This is a genomic window from Sporomusa sp. GT1 (genome assembly GCF_014634905.1).
Classification (GTDB): Bacteria; Bacillota; Negativicutes; order Sporomusales; family Sporomusaceae; genus Sporomusa; species Sporomusa sphaeroides.
Window position 1 is genome coordinate 625,410 of record NZ_BMBX01000001.1, and the last position, 16,304, is coordinate 641,713.

At 45.4% G+C, this 16,304-nt stretch carries 12 protein-coding genes; 3 read left to right on the top strand and 9 right to left on the bottom strand.

Features of this window, described 5'->3' with window-relative positions; translation table 11 throughout:
* Positions 1 to 2 precede the first annotated feature (2 nt).
* From vorB to GT1_RS03205, 7 genes are all read right to left on the bottom strand, one after another.
* Positions 3 to 1,073: a 3-methyl-2-oxobutanoate dehydrogenase subunit VorB gene (gene vorB, locus GT1_RS03175; RefSeq protein ID WP_188397314.1), complete on the bottom strand. Its 1,071-nt coding sequence runs from the start codon at positions 1,071 to 1,073 to the stop codon at positions 3 to 5.
* Positions 1,074 to 1,138: 65 nt separating this feature from the next.
* Positions 1,139 to 1,351 (bottom strand): ferredoxin family protein, encoded by a 213-nt coding sequence (locus GT1_RS03180; protein WP_223226021.1) that lies wholly within the window; start codon positions 1,349 to 1,351, stop codon positions 1,139 to 1,141.
* A gap of 266 nt (positions 1,352 to 1,617) precedes the next feature.
* On the bottom strand, positions 1,618 to 2,244 hold the full coding sequence (locus tag GT1_RS03185) for a cyclodeaminase/cyclohydrolase family protein (RefSeq protein ID WP_188397316.1): 627 nt from the start codon (positions 2,242 to 2,244) through the stop codon (positions 1,618 to 1,620).
* A 15-nt stretch (positions 2,245 to 2,259) separates the two neighbouring features.
* Entirely contained in the window at positions 2,260 to 3,153 is an 894-nt protein-coding gene (gene ftcD, locus GT1_RS03190; RefSeq protein WP_188397318.1) for a glutamate formimidoyltransferase, read from the bottom strand.
* Positions 3,154 to 3,195: 42 nt separating this feature from the next.
* A complete protein-coding gene (gene gltS / locus GT1_RS03195; protein ID WP_188397320.1) occupies positions 3,196 to 4,434 on the bottom strand; it encodes a sodium/glutamate symporter in 1,239 nt (412 codons plus the stop codon).
* Positions 4,435 to 4,584: 150 nt separating this feature from the next.
* Entirely contained in the window at positions 4,585 to 5,988 is a 1,404-nt protein-coding gene (locus tag GT1_RS03200; protein ID WP_188397322.1) for a sigma-54 dependent transcriptional regulator, read from the bottom strand.
* Positions 5,981 to 8,002 carry a transporter substrate-binding domain-containing protein gene (locus tag GT1_RS03205; RefSeq protein ID WP_188397324.1) on the bottom strand — a complete coding sequence of 674 codons (2,022 nt, stop codon included), beginning with the start codon at positions 8,000 to 8,002 and terminating at the stop codon, positions 5,981 to 5,983. The genes GT1_RS03200 and GT1_RS03205 overlap by 8 nt, the downstream gene beginning before the upstream one ends.
* A 224-nt stretch (positions 8,003 to 8,226) precedes the next feature.
* Between GT1_RS03205 and GT1_RS03210 the strand changes: the two genes are divergently transcribed.
* A complete protein-coding gene (locus tag GT1_RS03210; protein ID WP_188397326.1) occupies positions 8,227 to 8,844 on the top strand; it encodes a HutD family protein in 618 nt (205 codons plus the stop codon).
* 97 nt (positions 8,845 to 8,941) lie between these two features.
* On the opposite strand, the gene nifJ is transcribed toward GT1_RS03210, so the two are convergent.
* Together nifJ and mutY are read right to left on the bottom strand one after the other, a co-directional pair.
* Positions 8,942 to 12,484 (bottom strand): pyruvate:ferredoxin (flavodoxin) oxidoreductase, encoded by a 3,543-nt coding sequence (gene nifJ, locus GT1_RS03215; protein WP_075754333.1) that lies wholly within the window; start codon positions 12,482 to 12,484, stop codon positions 8,942 to 8,944.
* 758 nt (positions 12,485 to 13,242) lie between these two features.
* Entirely contained in the window at positions 13,243 to 14,289 is a 1,047-nt protein-coding gene (gene mutY / locus GT1_RS03220; RefSeq protein WP_188397328.1) for an A/G-specific adenine glycosylase, read from the bottom strand.
* 190 nt (positions 14,290 to 14,479) lie between these two features.
* Between mutY and GT1_RS03225 the strand changes: the two genes are divergently transcribed.
* Positions 14,480 to 15,382, top strand: a complete 903-nt coding sequence (locus GT1_RS03225) for an RluA family pseudouridine synthase (RefSeq protein WP_188397330.1) — start codon at positions 14,480 to 14,482, stop codon at positions 15,380 to 15,382.
* A 31-nt stretch (positions 15,383 to 15,413) separates the two neighbouring features.
* Positions 15,414 to 16,121, top strand: a complete 708-nt coding sequence (locus GT1_RS03230; RefSeq protein ID WP_223226033.1) for a YigZ family protein — start codon at positions 15,414 to 15,416, stop codon at positions 16,119 to 16,121.
* Positions 16,122 to 16,304 lie beyond the last annotated feature (183 nt).

Genomic DNA, 16,304 nt, shown 5'->3' on the forward strand with positions numbered 1-16,304 from the left:
TATTACACCTCCCGCACTACGGGGATTTCCAATTGTTTAATAAGGTCTCCCAGTATTTCATCTTCGTGTGGCAGCATGCCGCCTAAACGCCGGTGAAGTTTGACCGGCACGCTGCATTCCAGCGCCAGCTTGACATCTTCAATCATTTGTCCGGTATTTAACTCCACAGTCAGTACACCTTTAACCTTCCCCCGGTAGGGAGCAAAGGCCTTTTCCGGGAACGGCCACAGCGTAATGGGCCGGATTAATCCCAGCTTAATTCCCTGCTTGCGTGCATTCAGCACCACGGTCTTAGCAATTCTGGCACAGGTGCCGTAAGCGGCAATCAGGTATTCGGCATCTTCAGTCTGAAATTCTTCCCAGCGCTGCTCCAGCCCTTGTATATTCTTATATTTGGCTTCCCAATACAGGTTATTGACTTCACCAATTTCATTAGTAAGCGAAAAGCTGGCAAGTTTGCGTTTCGGCCTGCCGGCTGAGCCGTCAATCACCCAGTCTTTTACCGGCAATTCCACTGCCTGACGTTCTTTAAGCTCCACCGGTTCCATCATCTGGCCTAAGAAGCCGTCGGCAAGAATAAGTACAGGGTTGCGGTACTTATCGGCAAGATCAAAAGCTTCCAGCGTGTAATCATACATTTCCTGCGCTTTGGAAGGAGCCAGCACGATCAGACGGTAATCGCCATGACCTCCCCCTTTGGTACATTGGAAATAGTCGGACTGAGTCGGTCCAAGGCCGCCAAGACCAGGTCCGGTCCGGTTAATATTGACGACAACCACCGGCAATTCGGCAGCCGCAATATAAGATAAGCCCTCCTGTTTTAGACTGTAGCCAGGACTGGAGGAGGCAGTCATAACCCGCGCACCGGTACAGGCTGCACCATAACACATATTTATCGAGGCAACTTCGTCCTCACCTTGCAGCAGCGTTCCTCCGGCTTTGGGCAAATGCTTTGACAGGTATTCCACGATTTCTGTGGACGGTGTAATGGGATAACCAAAAAACAGCTTACAGCCTGCCTTGATTGCTGCTTCGGCAATGGCTTCATTGCCTTTGATTAATTTCTTGTCCATAATGTTCTCTCCTTTCTAGTACCTTGCGCCACTTAACATTTGAGATTAATAAGTGGTATGAGGTACTAGGACTCTTTGTACACTTCCAGTGCAATATCCGGGCACATCAGAGCGCATAAGGCGCAGCTCACACATTTATCTTCCTCGGCGGCAATTATCGTGTAATAGCCCTTAGAGTTAGCCTTATCGCCAACAGCCAGCACCTTCTTCGGACATACTTCAATACAAAGACCACAGCTTTTGCACTTTTCGCCAAATACATGGATTTTAGGCATCATACTCACCCCCACACATCTTTGTTCTATTCAAAAAGCCATACGTTTTGTCCAGGTAACACTTTGTTTACATAAACTTTAGTATAACTACATTTCTATACACTTCGACGTACAAACGTATTGTCCTGCCGTTATCATAAAGAAAACACGGCTTGTGCCGAGCCTTTGGCAACAGCGCAAACCGATGTTGCCCTTATCCTGCTTTTAAGAAAGTTATACTTTCTGTTAGGACAAAAAAGCCTCCGGCAATAGCCGGAGGCAAACATTCACTAGCCGATAACCCTGCCTGCAACTGTCAGCAGTTCAGTATGCAGCTTACTGTCCTGTTCAACAAATTCTTTAATCTTTGCTTCGGTGACAGTGACAAAGGCGCCGTCTTTAATACTTCCTAAATTAATTTTCACATTAAACAGCGCGCCATGCAAGCCGGCATGAGCCATCAGACCTGCCACCGCTGCGTCGCTGGCAGCATTGGCATTGCCAATGGCGAGTACCCGCCCTGCCAGAGCAAGCACCTTCAGACAACACTCGGCAACAGCCAGCGGCAGATTAGCCGCCTGCTGCATGGCGTGTTGAATAGCAGCAGTTCGCGCCGCCTTTTCCTCTTCCGTGGCTTTGGGGAGCTTATAAGCCGCCATGACTTCATTGAACGCCTCGGTATCGGCATCAACATAACGGGCAAGTATGCTCCTTAAACTGTCGGCTTCGGCAAGAATGGCTGCTACCTCGCCCTGCACTTCTGCATATTTGCTGTTGCCCACTGTCAGCCGGCAAACCATGGCTGTCAGGGACCCGGCAAGAGACCCGGCCAAGGCTGCAATGCTGCCACCACCCGGCGCCGGTGAGTTTGAACCCAGTTCTTCGAGGAAATCAGTAAGTTTCATTTGTATCAACATCTTGCACGACCCCTTTTATCTAAGGTTTTCTTCCAGTACCTGCTTGCGGTCAAAGCCTTCCAACCGTAAATAAAAATCTGCCGTGTCAACAAGCGCTTGCAAAGGAACCATGCCGACAATCTCACTGCCAATAATCGAAACACCATACCGCGCCGCCTCTGATTTGACGGTTTCAAATACCCGGTGCAGCGGTGTACCGGTATAGTCTACCATATTAATGGTAACCTGCGCCATATTCCGTTCTTCAATCATTACCCCCATGGCCCGGCAATATTTATAGCCGCCTTTGACCTCGCGAATGCTATTGGCAATTTTTTTGGCAATAGCGACATCAGAAGTGCTGAGGTTGATGTTATAAGCAATCAGGAACTGACGCGCCCCGACTACCGTTGCACCGGCAGTCGGATGCATCCGGGCCGGACCAAAGTCCGGAGTGCGTTCCGGAGTGCTGATAGCAGTCTTTAGCCCTTCATACTCGCCTTTGCGCACATCAGGCAGTTTAACCCTGGCCGGGATTTTGGCAGCCGCTTCGTACAAGTACACAGGAATGCCAAGCTTTTCGGCAATTTCCCGGCCCAGTTCATTGGCAAGCTCCACACACTCTTCCATAGTAATACCACTGACAGGGATAAACGGAATGACATCGGTAGCGCCGATGCGCGGATGCTCGCCCTGATGCTGCTCCATATCAATCAGCTCAGCCGCTTTGGTGCAAGCATTAAAAGCTGCCAATTTGGCTGCCTGAGGTTCGCCCACAAAAGTGACTACCGTACGGTTGTGGCTGGCATCGGAGTTAACATTTAAGAGTGTCACCCCTGCCACTTTCGTTACCTCCCCGGTAATAGCCGCAATAACCTCCGGTCGCCGTCCTTCACTAAAATTTGGCACACATTCAACAAGTTTAGCCACTACAAGTCCTCCTTCTGTAAGTTCCATTTTCGCATCTTGCTATTATTTCGCCAAATAGTTAATAAACCATACAATATTAGGTATTCCGACAAGGTCAATCAGTACCGCGCCGCACAGCGGGATAACCAGAAAAGCCTTGTGTGACATTACTCCATACCGTTCGCATACCGCCCCCATATTAGCCACCGCGTTAGGAGTTGCCCCCAAGCCATGCCCCATAAGGCCCGCACACATGACAGCAGCGTCATAATCTTTACCCAGCAGGCGGAACAGCACAAAGATAGCAACTGCCAAGAGCGCAATTGTTTGCAGCACCAGGATTACAACCAACGGTATTGCCAAATCATATAATTCCCAAATTTTAAGCCCCATCATTGCCATAGTTAAGAATATCCCTATAGATACATCGGCAATAATGTCAATGGATGACAGGCGAAGTTTTACCCAGCCGAAGGCATCGTTAAGATTTCGGAAAAGAACGGCTACAAACATAGCCCCCACATAGCCGGGAAGCACAAATCCGGTTACATCTTTAATTTTACCGGAAATCCAACTGCCCAAAGCCATTACAACCAAGACTAAGGCAAGCATGCTCAAAATATTCCGGCTGGTGACTTTATCTTCTTCATTACTGGCACCCACAGCGTCTTGGAAGCTTTCATATTTTTCCGTGCTGGTTGTAACCGATACTTTGTATCTGTCAATCAGCCATTTTGCGGTAGGCCCTCCCAGCAAACTACCTGCAATTAAACCGTACGTTGCAGACGCAATGGCAACCGCTGTTGCACCTTTTACCCCAAGCTGCTCAGCAGTAGGGCCAAACGCGGCCGCCGCACCGTGGCCACCCTCCAGCGACACCGCACCAGCCATTACTCCCAGTACCGGGTGAAGACCCATCATATACGCCAGGGAAGAGCCGAAGGCATTTTGAAATACGGCAATAAACCAGCATGTTACCAAATAAATAATGAGAGCTGCCCCGCCTTTGCGCAGAAGCCCAAAGCTACCGCCCAAACCAACTGTTGTAAAAAATGCTACCATGAAAGGGGATTGTAAGGTGGTATCCATTTTAAAACCAAGTGTGCCTGTTTCTCTAAAAATAAGGGCAAGAATTGCAAAAGCAAATCCTCCAATTACCGGAGCCGGTATACAAAACTTTTCAAAAAAGTTTATCCTCCTCCGGATACCATAGCCAAGCATTAGTAAAACTGCAGCTAGGGCTGTTGTCGAAACTAAATCAAGCTTCATTGTTAAGAGCTTACCAGCATACTCAAATCCCATGTTCCGTCACCTCCGTTTATTTTGCGCGCACTTTATATAATAGCAAATATCGTGCCAACAGACATGCGCCGACAAAATCAAGGAGTATTCACTCTTTTTCAACAATTACAGCTATAAAATACGGCAAAAATTGCAGTTTCGCTATTTTTTTCATGTATTCAGTGCGGCATTTTTTGCAGGTTCGGCATTTTTTTCCGGTTCCACACTATATTCTTTAAGCTTGTACCTTAAGCTCCGTTCGCTAATATCCAGCATTTTAGCGGTTTCCCGACGATTACCTTTTAAAGATTTCAGCGTATGTAAAATCACCTTTTGCTCAATAACATCCATACTTTCCCCTACATATACCGGAATCAGCACCTGCGAATTACTAAGTTTTACACTCTGTCCCAAACATACCTCTGTAGGCAAATCCTGAATCTCAAGATACTCTCCGTCACTAAGTACAAGCATTCTTTCAACAATGTTTTCCAGTTCCCGTACATTACCTTTAAACGAATACCTGCACAATACCTCCATCGCCTGCTGACTGATACCTGCGATTGCCTTCCCCATTTTTCGATTGTATTTTGCAATGAAATAGTCTACCAATAGCGGGATATCCTCAGAGCGCTCCCGCAACGGAGTCAAATGAATATTGATAACATTGAGCCGGTAAAAAAGATCTTCTCGAAACCTGCCTGCGGCAATTTCTTTGGCAAAATTCCTGTTCGTCGCACAAATTATACGAACATCTACTTGCTTACAAATTGTTGAGCCTACAGGAATAATTTCCTTTTGCTGTACTGCCCTGAGAAGCTTTGATTGCAAATTTATATCCATTTCACAAATCTCGTCAAGAAATAAAGTCCCTTTGTCCGCCAATTCAAAGATTCCTCGTTTTCTTTGCAGTGCGCCTGTAAAAGCGCCCCGTTCATGGCCAAATAGTTCGCTTTCCAGCAAGTTAGGCGGTATTGCCGCACAATTAATGACCTCAAAGGGTTCATTTTTTCTAATCCCCGTAAAATGTATCGCCCTAGCCACTAATTCTTTGCCGGTACCGGTCTCCCCGGTAATCATTACATTAGTTACCATATCGCGCACTTTTTCAATCAAATTAAATACATTATGTACTGCCTTGGATCTCCCGATTATCCCGGTCTGTTCATATTCGCGAAAAATCTTGCCGGCATAATGTTCCACTCTGCTGCTCAATTTGATGTAATTCGTTGCATTATTAAGAAGAACCCTTAATTCTTCCATGTTGATAGGCTTAGTAATGTAATAAAAAGCTCCTTTCTTCATAGCGGTAACTGATGATTGGATACTGCCATATGCCGTCATAATAATTACCATGGCAGTTGGCCTGATTTCTTTTATTTTGGTCAATACCTCAAGTCCGTCGGTCTTTCCCAAACGCAAGTCCAAAAGAACCAGGTCAAATTCCTGCGCCGCGAATAATTCAAACGCTGCCTCTTCATTTAGTGCAGAATATACTTCATATTCACTGTCAAGTGCAAAGGCCAAAGAAGAACAAATAGGTTCCTCGTCATCTATAATCAGTAGTTTATACATCGGTTTCACTCCCTATAGGACTACTTGGAAATTCAATATACAGCTTTGTTCCAATACCCGGTTCACTGTCTGACCATATGCGGCCATTGTTTTCTCGGACCAACTTATAACTGATAGCCAGCCCAAGTCCTGTTCCCTGAGCCTTGGTGGTAAAAAACGGGTCAAATATTTTATTGACAATTTCTTCACTCATTCCCGGGCCATTATCCTCAATAAGCATGGTTACGGTGGCAGCGTTTGATGTACCTGAAATATCAATACTTTTCCGGTCCTGTTCTTCCATAGCTTCGATAGCGTTAAGCAAAATATTTATCAGAATTTGTTGAAATTGTTGTTTGTCTGCGAAGATCATTACTGCTTCATCAATGGTATGCGTAATGGATATGCCATATTTTTCAATATGACCGGTAAATAAAATTAATATATTTTCAATAAGCTGTTTCAGGCAAAACATTTCCGGTCTTGGCTTACGCGGCTTTGCATACTCTAATAAACTATTTACCATCCCGTTAATCCTGTCCACTTCCTGTGGAACAAAACGGCTAATCTGCTGACGGAAAGAAGGATTATCATATTTAACAGGCAACAGCTCGGTAAACATTTTAATTGAAGTCAGCGGTGTTCTTATTTCGTGAGCAATGCCAGCCACTAAAATCCCCAATGCCTCCATCTTATCCTTGCGAACAAGTTGCCGCTGCATGTTGTTTTCAAGCGTAATGTCCTGAAAGCTGATTACAATCCCTTCCACGAATTCTTCTTGCACTAATAAACAGACAGTATATTTAATACTATAACCTTTAATATTTTTTTCTCCACGGACAATATTGTCTTTTTCCTGAAAAAACGACTGAATGTCTTCCGCCGGAAAAAATTCAACTACCGGAGTAGTCGAATAATGTACTCCGATAACATGACCAAGCCCCATATATTCAACGGCATAATCATTAATAAACTGAATATTCCCTTTAGGATTAAGCGTAATTATCCCGCTATAGCCGCTGTTAAGAATTTTTTCCTTGTAAATATTCTCCCGTTTTATATACTCATTTTTCTCTACAAGCGTTTTATTAATTCCGGCAATTTCTCGCGTCCGTTTTGCCACCTCATTTCTTAATGCAAAGCTGATATGACCCGCCGCAATCAATCCTAAAAACAGTACAACCGCCAAAATCATAACCAAAGTAAGACGATCTTTATAATAAGAAGGCGGATGATCAACTATCTCGCCAAACCATTTCTTATAGATTCGATCATATGTTCCATTTCTCTTTATCTCACGAATTCCTTGATTAATTATCTGATTTAATTCATAATTTCCTTTTTTTACAGCAACCCCGTAATTATGAGGATCAATATCCGGGCCAATCATCTTTACGCTATCAACCTGATTATTTCGCTGTAAAATATACTGTCCTGTCAGTTTATTGCCAATTACTGCCGTTACCTCACCAGCGAGCAATAGTTTGAAAGCGGCTTCTTGATTAGGTACAGCTACAATAGTAAAAGAAGAATGGCTTTTTAACTTTTGATAGGCAATATCTCCATTCTGAACCGCTACCTTATGACCCCGTAATTCATCCAGTTCTGAAATATACATACCGCTGGGAACAAAAACAACCTGAGCACTTGTAATATACTCATCGGAAAATTCGTATTTATCGGCACGCTCACTATCGTATTTCATTCCTTCAATGGCATCTATTTCCCCATTATCCAGGGCTTGGAGCGCATCCGCCCAAGTCATCGGTCTAAATTCAATTTCTATACCGGTCTGCAAAGCAATGGCCCTCATAATATCAACATTGAATCCCCGGTATGTTTTAATTTCATCATTTACTGAAAGGTATTCGTATGGCGGAAAATTATCATCTCCTCCTATTATGTAAACTTTACCTTTCTCGGCAAAACATACGGAAAAGCTAACTATATTAAATAGCAGTATCACCGGCAAAACAAGCATTCCACCCCTGTAGAATAGCTGAAAATGCCTAGTCATTTCTTTTAAGGTTTTCATTTTATCACCCCCATACCGACTTTATCTAACCTATATTTTAGTTTACCATGCAATTTTTTTTTTGACAGCTTATTTTATTTGTTAAAATGTTCGCCTGCAAATAAAGCCGTTGCAAAAAACCGGCCGCCGGCATAACACACGCTGTCGGGGTAAATATAAAGGCTCTGCAATATATGGTTAATATGATATAATCAAGTTAACCCAGCTCATAAAGGAGGAACTTTATGCCTTATTCTGTTGAAATAATACGTAAAATGGATCAAACCACCAGCGACTGGTCGGGTGGTACAACAACGCAAATTGCCATTTATCCTAAATACGCAGCCTATAGTGAACGAAACTTTATCTGGCGGCTTAGCTCAGCCAGTGTGGATTCGGAAAAATCGATCTTTACATCCCTGCCTGAATTTTGGCGGCTGATCATGGTGCTGGAAGGCGAAATGAAACTTGAACACGAAGGCCATCATAGTGTAAAATTAGGACCATTTGAGCAAGACAGCTTCAGCGGAGCCTGGACTACCACTAGTTTTGGCAAGGTTCGCGATTTTAATTTGATGCTTGCTGCAGGCTCTGTCGGACAATTAACAGCCATCCAAACCATACCTGACACTACGATTTCGTTAGATATTGTAAAAGCTGACCCTGATCAGTTTTCAAAAATAACCTCAGCCTTTTATTGTGTGCTGGGTGACGCCAATATCACCGTTGGCGATAATCCTGCCTGCAAAATATCCGCGGGAGATGTACTGCTACTTACCACGCAAGCTGCACCGGAAATAACCAGCTTGATTCTTGCTGCCCCAGCTACCTCTCATCTGGTCAGAGCCGATATAAAGTATTAGAGAGATAAGCCACACAGTACCAAATTGAGAAAGCGCTATTTGCCTTATACCGGCAAATAGCGCTTTTCTACTCTTATCGGGGTTAACTAGCTGATACTTATTCCTTAGCAGCTGTTTCAGCTACAATTTCACCATGAAGTTTGACTAACCGTTTGTACATATCCCGTCTTTCGACGGCATCTTTGGCTGTTTTGTCAAATAATTCATCGGCTTGTTCAGGGAACAGCTTCTTAAGTGAGGAGTAACGTACTTCACCCATGAGGAATTCTTTGAAGTCAGCAGTCGGCTCTTTGGAGTCAAGGCTGAACGGATTTTTGCCTTGCTCTTTAAGCGCAGGATTGTAACGATACATTGACCAGTATCCGGCTTCAACAGCACGTTTGCATTCAAGCTGGCTGTTGCCCATGCCTACTTTCAAGCCATGGTTGATGCATGGCGAGTAAGCGATGATGAGGGACGGTCCCGGATAAGCCTCTGCTTCGGCAATAGCTTTAAGAGTTTGGTTCTTGTCAGAGCCCATGCAGACTTGGGCTACATAAACATAGCCATAGCTCATAGCCATCATGCCAAGATCTTTTTTCTTGGTTTGCTTGCCGCTGGCAGCAAACTGAGCAATAGCGGCAGTCGGAGTGGCTTTCGAGGATTGACCGCCAGTATTGGAGTACACTTCAGTATCAAATACGAACACATTGACATCTTCACCGGAAGCCAGAACATGGTCAAGGCCGCCGTAACCGATATCATATGCCCAGCCGTCGCCACCAAAGATCCACTGGGAACGTTTAACAAAGAAATCTTTATAGCTGTTTATTTCGTCAAGCAGTGCGTTGGTGCCTTTTACAGCGTCCAGAGCAGCGCTCAGCTTGTCAGCCCGTTCACGTGAACCGGCACCGATATCTTTTTTGGCCAACCATTCTTCAAGAGCTACCTTCACATCACCGGTTGCGGTAGTCAGCGCTTCAGCTACTTTGTCTGCCAGGCGTGCGCGAATTTGTTTCACGGCAACTTGCATGCCATAACCGAATTCGGCATTATCTTCAAACAGGGAGTTGGCCCAAGCCGGACCATGGCCGCATTTATCAGTGCAGTACGGAGTAGCAGGTGCCGATGCGCCCCAGATGGAAGAACAACCGGTTGCATTGGCAATCATCATTCTGTCACCGAACAGTTGAGTTACAAGCTTGGCATAAGCAGTTTCCAGACAACCTGCGCAGGCGCCGGAGAATTCAAGGTACGGAGTTTCGAACTGGCTGCCGCGGACAGTCTCTTTGCTAACCGGGTTAGGCTTTTTGGACAGCGACAACGCATAATCCCACAAATCAGCCTGAGCCATTTGGCTTTCCAGCGGCTGCATGGTAATAGCTTTTTCTTTAGCCGGGCACACTTGAACGCAGTTGCCACAGCCTGTGCAATCCAGCGGCGATACAGCAATCCGGAACTGGAGATCAGCGGCACCATTAGCTTTCTTGGTAACAAAGCCGGCAGGAGCATTTTTGACTTCCTCTTCGTTGGCCAGCACCGGTCTGATACAAGCGTGCGGACAAACGAAAGAGCATTGGTTACATTGGATACATTTTTCAACATCCCATTCAGGAACGTCTACCGCAATACCGCGTTTCTCATAAGCAGCAGTTCCCATTGGGAAAGTGCCGTCAGTAATACCCATTTCCTTGAGCACACTCAGCGGCAGACTGTCACCTTCGTTGCGGTTCATCGGAATAACAACCTTCTTGATGAACTCAGGCACTTCTTTGGTTTCTACAACTGTGTCGGTTGCATTCTTCCAGCTTTCCGGAACAGTAATTTTCACCATAGCATTGATGCCTTTGTCGATGGCGGCAAAGTTCATGTTAACAATCTTTTCGCCTTTTAAGCCATACTCATCAACAACCGCATCTTTAAGATATTTTACTGCATCTTCAATAGGAATAATGTTGGCTAATTTAAAGAATGCCGATTGCATGATCATGTTGATACGGCCGCCGAGACCAATTTCTCTGGCAATGCCTACTGCGTTGATGGTGTAGAAATTAATATTTTTATTGGCAATATATTGTTTAATGCTAGCCGGTAAATGCTCGTCCAGCTCTTTTTCATCCCAAATGCAGTTGAGCAGGAAGGTACCACCCTGTTTTAATCCGGCCAGAACGTCATATTTGGTAACATAGGATTGGTTGTGACAGGCGATAAAGTCAGCTTTATTAATCAGATACGGGGATTTAATCTGTTTTTTACCAAAACGCAGGTGAGAAACAGTTATACCGCCTGATTTTTTGGAGTCATAGGCAAAATAACCCTGAGCAAACATGTCGGTTTTGTCGCCAATGATTTTGATCGCCATTTTGTTGGCGCCGACTGTGCCGTCAGAACCCAGACCCCAGAACTTACAGGCGCGGGTGCCTTCAGGTGTGGTGTCGATATCTGCGCCAAGCGGCAGGGAAGTATGGGTAACATCATCAACAATACCGATGGTGAAGCCATCTTTCGGCTCATCGGCTTTGAGGTTTTCATAAACGGAAAGGATTTGGGCAGGCACAACATCTTTTGAGCCCAAGCCATAGCGGCCGCCAACAATAACCGGCTGCCAATCTTTGCGGTAAAATGCATTTTTAACATCAAGATAAAGTGGTTCGCCAGCACAGCCTGGTTCTTTGGTACGGTCAAGAACAGCAATCTTGGTAACTGTTTTAGGAATGTATTTCATGAAATGCTTAATGGAGAAAGGACGATAGAGGTGAACAGTTAAAAGACCTACTTTTTCACCATTAGCATTCAGATAGTCAATGGTTTCTTCAATAGTTTCGCAAGCAGAGCCCATAGCTACAATCATGCGATCAGCGTCAGGCGCACCGTAGTAGTTAAACAGGTGATATTCCCTACCGGTAACTTCTTTAACTTTTTCCATGTATTTTTCAACAATTTCCGGCAAAGCTTCATAATACTCATTGGAAACCTCGCGACCCTGGAAGTAGATATCAGGATTTTGCGCAGTTCCTCTGGTAACCGGATGGTTAGGATTCAGAGCCCGTTTCCGGAAGTCTGCCAGAGCCTCCTGGTTAACCATTTTGGCTAAAACATCATAATCCCATGTTTCGATTTTTTGAATCTCATGGGAATTTCTAAAACCGTCAAAGAAGTTTAGGAACGGAACACGGCCTTCGATAGCTGACAGATGGGCAACGGCTGCCAAGTCCATTACCTGCTGCACACTGCTCTCAGCAAGCAGGGCAAAACCAGTTTGGCGGGCTGCCATGACATCCTGATGATCACCAAAGATATTAAGAGCGGAAGCAGCAACGGCACGGGCACTTACATGCAATACGCCTGGCAGCAATTCGCCGGCAATCTTGTACATATTAGGAATCATTAATAATAAGCCCTGGGATGCCGTAAACGTAGAGGTAAGAGCACCTGCTTGCAGAGAGCCATGCACAGCACCGGCAGCGCCAGCTTCGGACTGCATTTCAACAACTCTCACTGTTTGCCCGAAGATATTTTTGCGACCTTCTGCTGCCCAGATATCAACGTTTTCTGCCATATTAGACGACGGGGTGATGGGATAAATTGCCGCAACTTCCGTAAATGCATAGGCTACATGTGCTGCTGCGGCGTTGCCATCCATAGTTTTCATTTTTGCCATAGGTATCCCTTCCTTTTCATCAATTTGGTTTAGCCATTGCTAGCTAGAAAAATTGTGTTAACAAGAAATAATTGTGAAATTATATTGTATACATTCTTGTAAAAACCCTAGACTCCTGCTTATAGATGAAAAAATTGTGTGGAAATAGCATTTTTTTTCGTTTTTTAGCGCAAAAATATTGCCAATATTTCTTGAATTCATAATTTATATATGTTATAATTAATTTTTATTTTTTTGAATTTTCACTCCCTTATAAAGTTTTTTTAACGGTATGCTGGTACAGTGGTCTGACCAGTAATTTGTTTTGTAATATTAGTTCGGAATCAATTGCAAAAAACCTTTTATTTTTTTTTACAAAACACAAAATTTACTGAAAAAATTTTAAACTGCGTTTTGCAACGGCCCGTTTCTGATATTATGCAGGTATATGCCGCTCTTTTCATGGGTATACTATTAGCTAAACACAGTTGGAGGTGACGGGTGTGGGGGATAAAAAACCTGGCCGCGGCCCTAAGCAAAGTGGAAAGACTAAAAAAGAGCCGGTAACCCGAGCTCAGGAAGCAACTAAAAAAGAGTAAAAAAAGCGTACTCGCAGCCATCGCAGCTAGGAGTACGCTTTTTTATCCTGATAGAAAGTATAACTTTCGCCTGGATAAGGGCAACATCGGCTTTCGCCTTCGCTGGAGCTCGGCATAAGCCGTGTTTTCTTTATGCCACAGCCTCTAGTGCTGCATCCGGCAATATCACCGGATGCAGCACTAGCTTTCAGCCAATGCCAGGGCAACCTTATGATGGGGACCGGCCCAGGGCATATTGCTAAATTCAGTAAGACTCCGCCATTGGCCTTCCTTCATCACCCCATTGCCTGACAGCCATTGACATGAAAAAAAGGAAATATCCCATTTCCGGTGACTAAATATATGGATATAATGAAACTGCTGTTCCCTTACATCGACTTCCTGACCAAACTCATGCCACAGTACTGCTGTTAGACACCGGTCTGCTGCCTGCCCACCAGTAAGTTCCACAGTGGGAAATTCCCACATCCCGGCCAACAGACCTTTGGCCGGGCGCTGCCGCACCAGATATTTTCCGTCCTGCAATACCAGACCGGCAGCTAACTGCACCAACACAGGCTCTTTCTTGGCTGGCCGCACTGGTAACATATCCTGAACCTCCCGTGCATAGCCTTCACACAAATTGCTTAGCGGACAAACCTGGCAGCGGGGACGTCGGGGAATACAGATCATGGATCCCAAATCCATCAGCGCCTGGTTAAAATCTCCCGGACTGCTGTCAGGCATATGCCGATGCAGCAAGCCGGCAATCTCCCGTTTGGTCGCCTGCTTGCTGATATCACTCTCCAGGCAAAACAGCCGGCTGAAAATTCTCAAGACATTGCCGTCAACAGCCGGCACCCGCCGATTATAGGCAATGCTCGCGATAGCACCGGCAGTATAGTCTCCCACCCCAGGAAGCTGCCTGATCAACTGCTCGTCTTCCGGTACTTCCCCCCCATAGGCTGCACATACCTCCCGTACCCCGGCCAGCAAATTGCGGGCCCGACTGTAATATCCCAGCCCCTGCCAATACTGCAATACTTCCTGTTCAGAGGCCTCTGCCAAAACCGCGGGTGTGGGAAACCGGTCAATCCATCGCTGATAATAACCCTTTACAGCTTCTACCCGTGTTTGCTGCAGCATAATCTCCGAAACCCAAATTTTATATGCATCTTTATCCTGACGCCAAGGCAAATCCCTGGCGTTTTCGTAATACCAGTCCAATAACTGGGTTGCTAATGTCATAATTGGCTTTCCTTCCTAATTAATTATTCCTATCATAACACAACAGCGCTAGTGCTGCACTCAGAATAACATGAAGTATATCACCAGATGCAGCACTAGTCCTGGAATCTGGGGAAGGCATTTGCCAACTGCAGGATTTTATTTTATAGTAGAATTGTACATACCTTTTTTGAAAGAAGGCTATTTATTAATGAAATCATTCCAAAACCATAAAATCTCACCAGAGCATACCAGCCTCACGGTAGAAGACTATCTTAAGCAGGTACTGCACTGTTCCGGACGGCAAATCCAGAAGCTGACACGCCAAAAAGGAATATTCTTAAACGGCAAGCCTGCTTTTCTTCAGCGTCAGCTTAAGGCAAACGACACTTTACGCGTTTTACTGCTTGAAGATACATCCTATGGGGTTGAGCCTGAACCGGGAGACATCGATATTCTTTATGAGGATGAGCAGGTACTGGTTTTGAATAAACCTCCTTACCAGCTGGTTCATCCCACCGGACAAACAACCGGTGGTACTCTGGCCAACCATCTGGCTTATCACCTCCGTGAGCGCGGCATCCTGAGTATCGTTCGCGCAGTTCACAGGTTAGACCGGGAAACATCGGGCTGCATAATTTTCGCGAAAGATTCCCGCAGCCAGTTTTTATTGGAAGAGCAATTAAAGGCAAGGACCCTCAAGCGTACCTATTGGGCTCTAGTCCAAGGTGTGCCTCAGCCGCCGTCGGGAACAATTGCCGCCCCTATCGGCCCGCATCCAAACTCACCAAACCGGCGGGCCATCAGCACCAAAGGCGAGGAGGCTGTTACCCATTACCAAACTGTCCGCACCTTTGCTGCCACTTCACTACTCGAACTGGTACTGGATACCGGCCGAACCCACCAGATACGGGTTCATTTAGCTCATCTTGGCTACCCCATCATCGGCGACCGCATGTACGGCAGCCGCTCTCCGCTTATATCCAGGCAAGCCTTGCATGCCGTATCGGTAAGCTTTGAGCAGCTGTCAACAAAAGAACCGATTACCGTCACAGCACCCCTGCCGGACGATTTTGCCCGAATACTGGCAACCCATACCACACCCTATAGATAAAGAAAACGCGGCTTGCGCCGAGCCTTTGGCGATGGCGGAAGCCGATGTTGCCCTTATCCTGCTCTTAAGAAAGTTATACTTTCTGTTAGGGCAAAAAACCGGAGGTCTTCTTATGCTGCCTGCCTACCGCACAATAAAACAAGTGGGTGAAGCCCAGCTTGAAATCAATAAATCCCTGTTTATTGCCTCTGCCTGCCCTGCCGTGACAGAAGAGGCCGCTATGACGTTCATTAACGACATTAAAAAGCGTCACAAAGAGGCTAACCATAATTGCTCCGCCTATGTAATCGGCCAGCATGGGCAATATCAAAAAGCCGATGATGACGGCGAACCTAGCGGCACGGCCGGTAAACCAATATTGGAAGTCATCAACAAATCGGCGGTAAAAAACACCGTCATTGTCGTAACCCGCTATTTTGGCGGTATCAAACTAGGAGCCGGCGGACTGATCCGTGCCTATGCCAAAGCAGCTTCCGCCAGCCTGGAGGCTGCCGTAATTGTTGAAAAGCAGCTGCATACCAAGCTAGCCATCCAGCTTGACTACCATCTGCTGGGCACAGTAGAAAATCAGTTGCGGCTTAACAAATTTCCTATCCAATGCAAAGATTTCGCCGAGACGGTCAGTATTGTCACCCTGGTCCGCAAAGGGGAAGAAGATCAATTAATCCAGCTGATAGCCGACGCCACTGCCGCCCAGGCCATTGTTAAAATAACCGGGGAAGAATATCTGGATATGTAGATAAAGTGCCTAAAAAAACTCCCTCTTCATAAGAAAAGGGAGTTTTTTTGTGCATTTTTTTATTTTTTCAGTTCAAAATTTTATAATTCATCATAACATATACTAAGCTGCCAACACAATTTTATTGATAAGCATTATTATTTATTAATTTCATGCTATTAACCCGGCAAGGTTTCAGGAGGA

Bases quoted from the DNA above. Each gene is read 5' to 3' on its own strand.
- vorB (WP_188397314.1), bottom strand. From the start codon at position 1,073: ATGGACAAGAAATTAATCAAAGGCAATGAAGCCATTGCCGAAGCAGCA.
- GT1_RS03180 (WP_223226021.1), bottom strand. From the start codon at position 1,351: ATGATGCCTAAAATCCATGTATTTGGCGAAAAGTGCAAAAGCTGTGGT.
- GT1_RS03185 (WP_188397316.1), bottom strand. From the start codon at position 2,244: ATGTTGATACAAATGAAACTTACTGATTTCCTCGAAGAACTGGGTTCA.
- gltS (WP_188397320.1), bottom strand. From the start codon at position 4,434: ATGGGATTTGAGTATGCTGGTAAGCTCTTAACAATGAAGCTTGATTTA.
- GT1_RS03200 (WP_188397322.1), bottom strand. From the start codon at position 5,988: ATGTATAAACTACTGATTATAGATGACGAGGAACCTATTTGTTCTTCT.
- GT1_RS03205 (WP_188397324.1), bottom strand. From the start codon at position 8,002: ATGAAAACCTTAAAAGAAATGACTAGGCATTTTCAGCTATTCTACAGG.
- GT1_RS03210 (WP_188397326.1), top strand. From the start codon at position 8,227: ATGCCTTATTCTGTTGAAATAATACGTAAAATGGATCAAACCACCAGC.
- nifJ (WP_075754333.1), bottom strand. From the start codon at position 12,484: ATGGCAAAAATGAAAACTATGGATGGCAACGCCGCAGCAGCACATGTA.
- mutY (WP_188397328.1), bottom strand. From the start codon at position 14,289: ATGACATTAGCAACCCAGTTATTGGACTGGTATTACGAAAACGCCAGG.
- GT1_RS03225 (WP_188397330.1), top strand. From the start codon at position 14,480: ATGAAATCATTCCAAAACCATAAAATCTCACCAGAGCATACCAGCCTC.
- GT1_RS03230 (WP_223226033.1), top strand. From the start codon at position 15,414: ATGGCGGAAGCCGATGTTGCCCTTATCCTGCTCTTAAGAAAGTTATAC.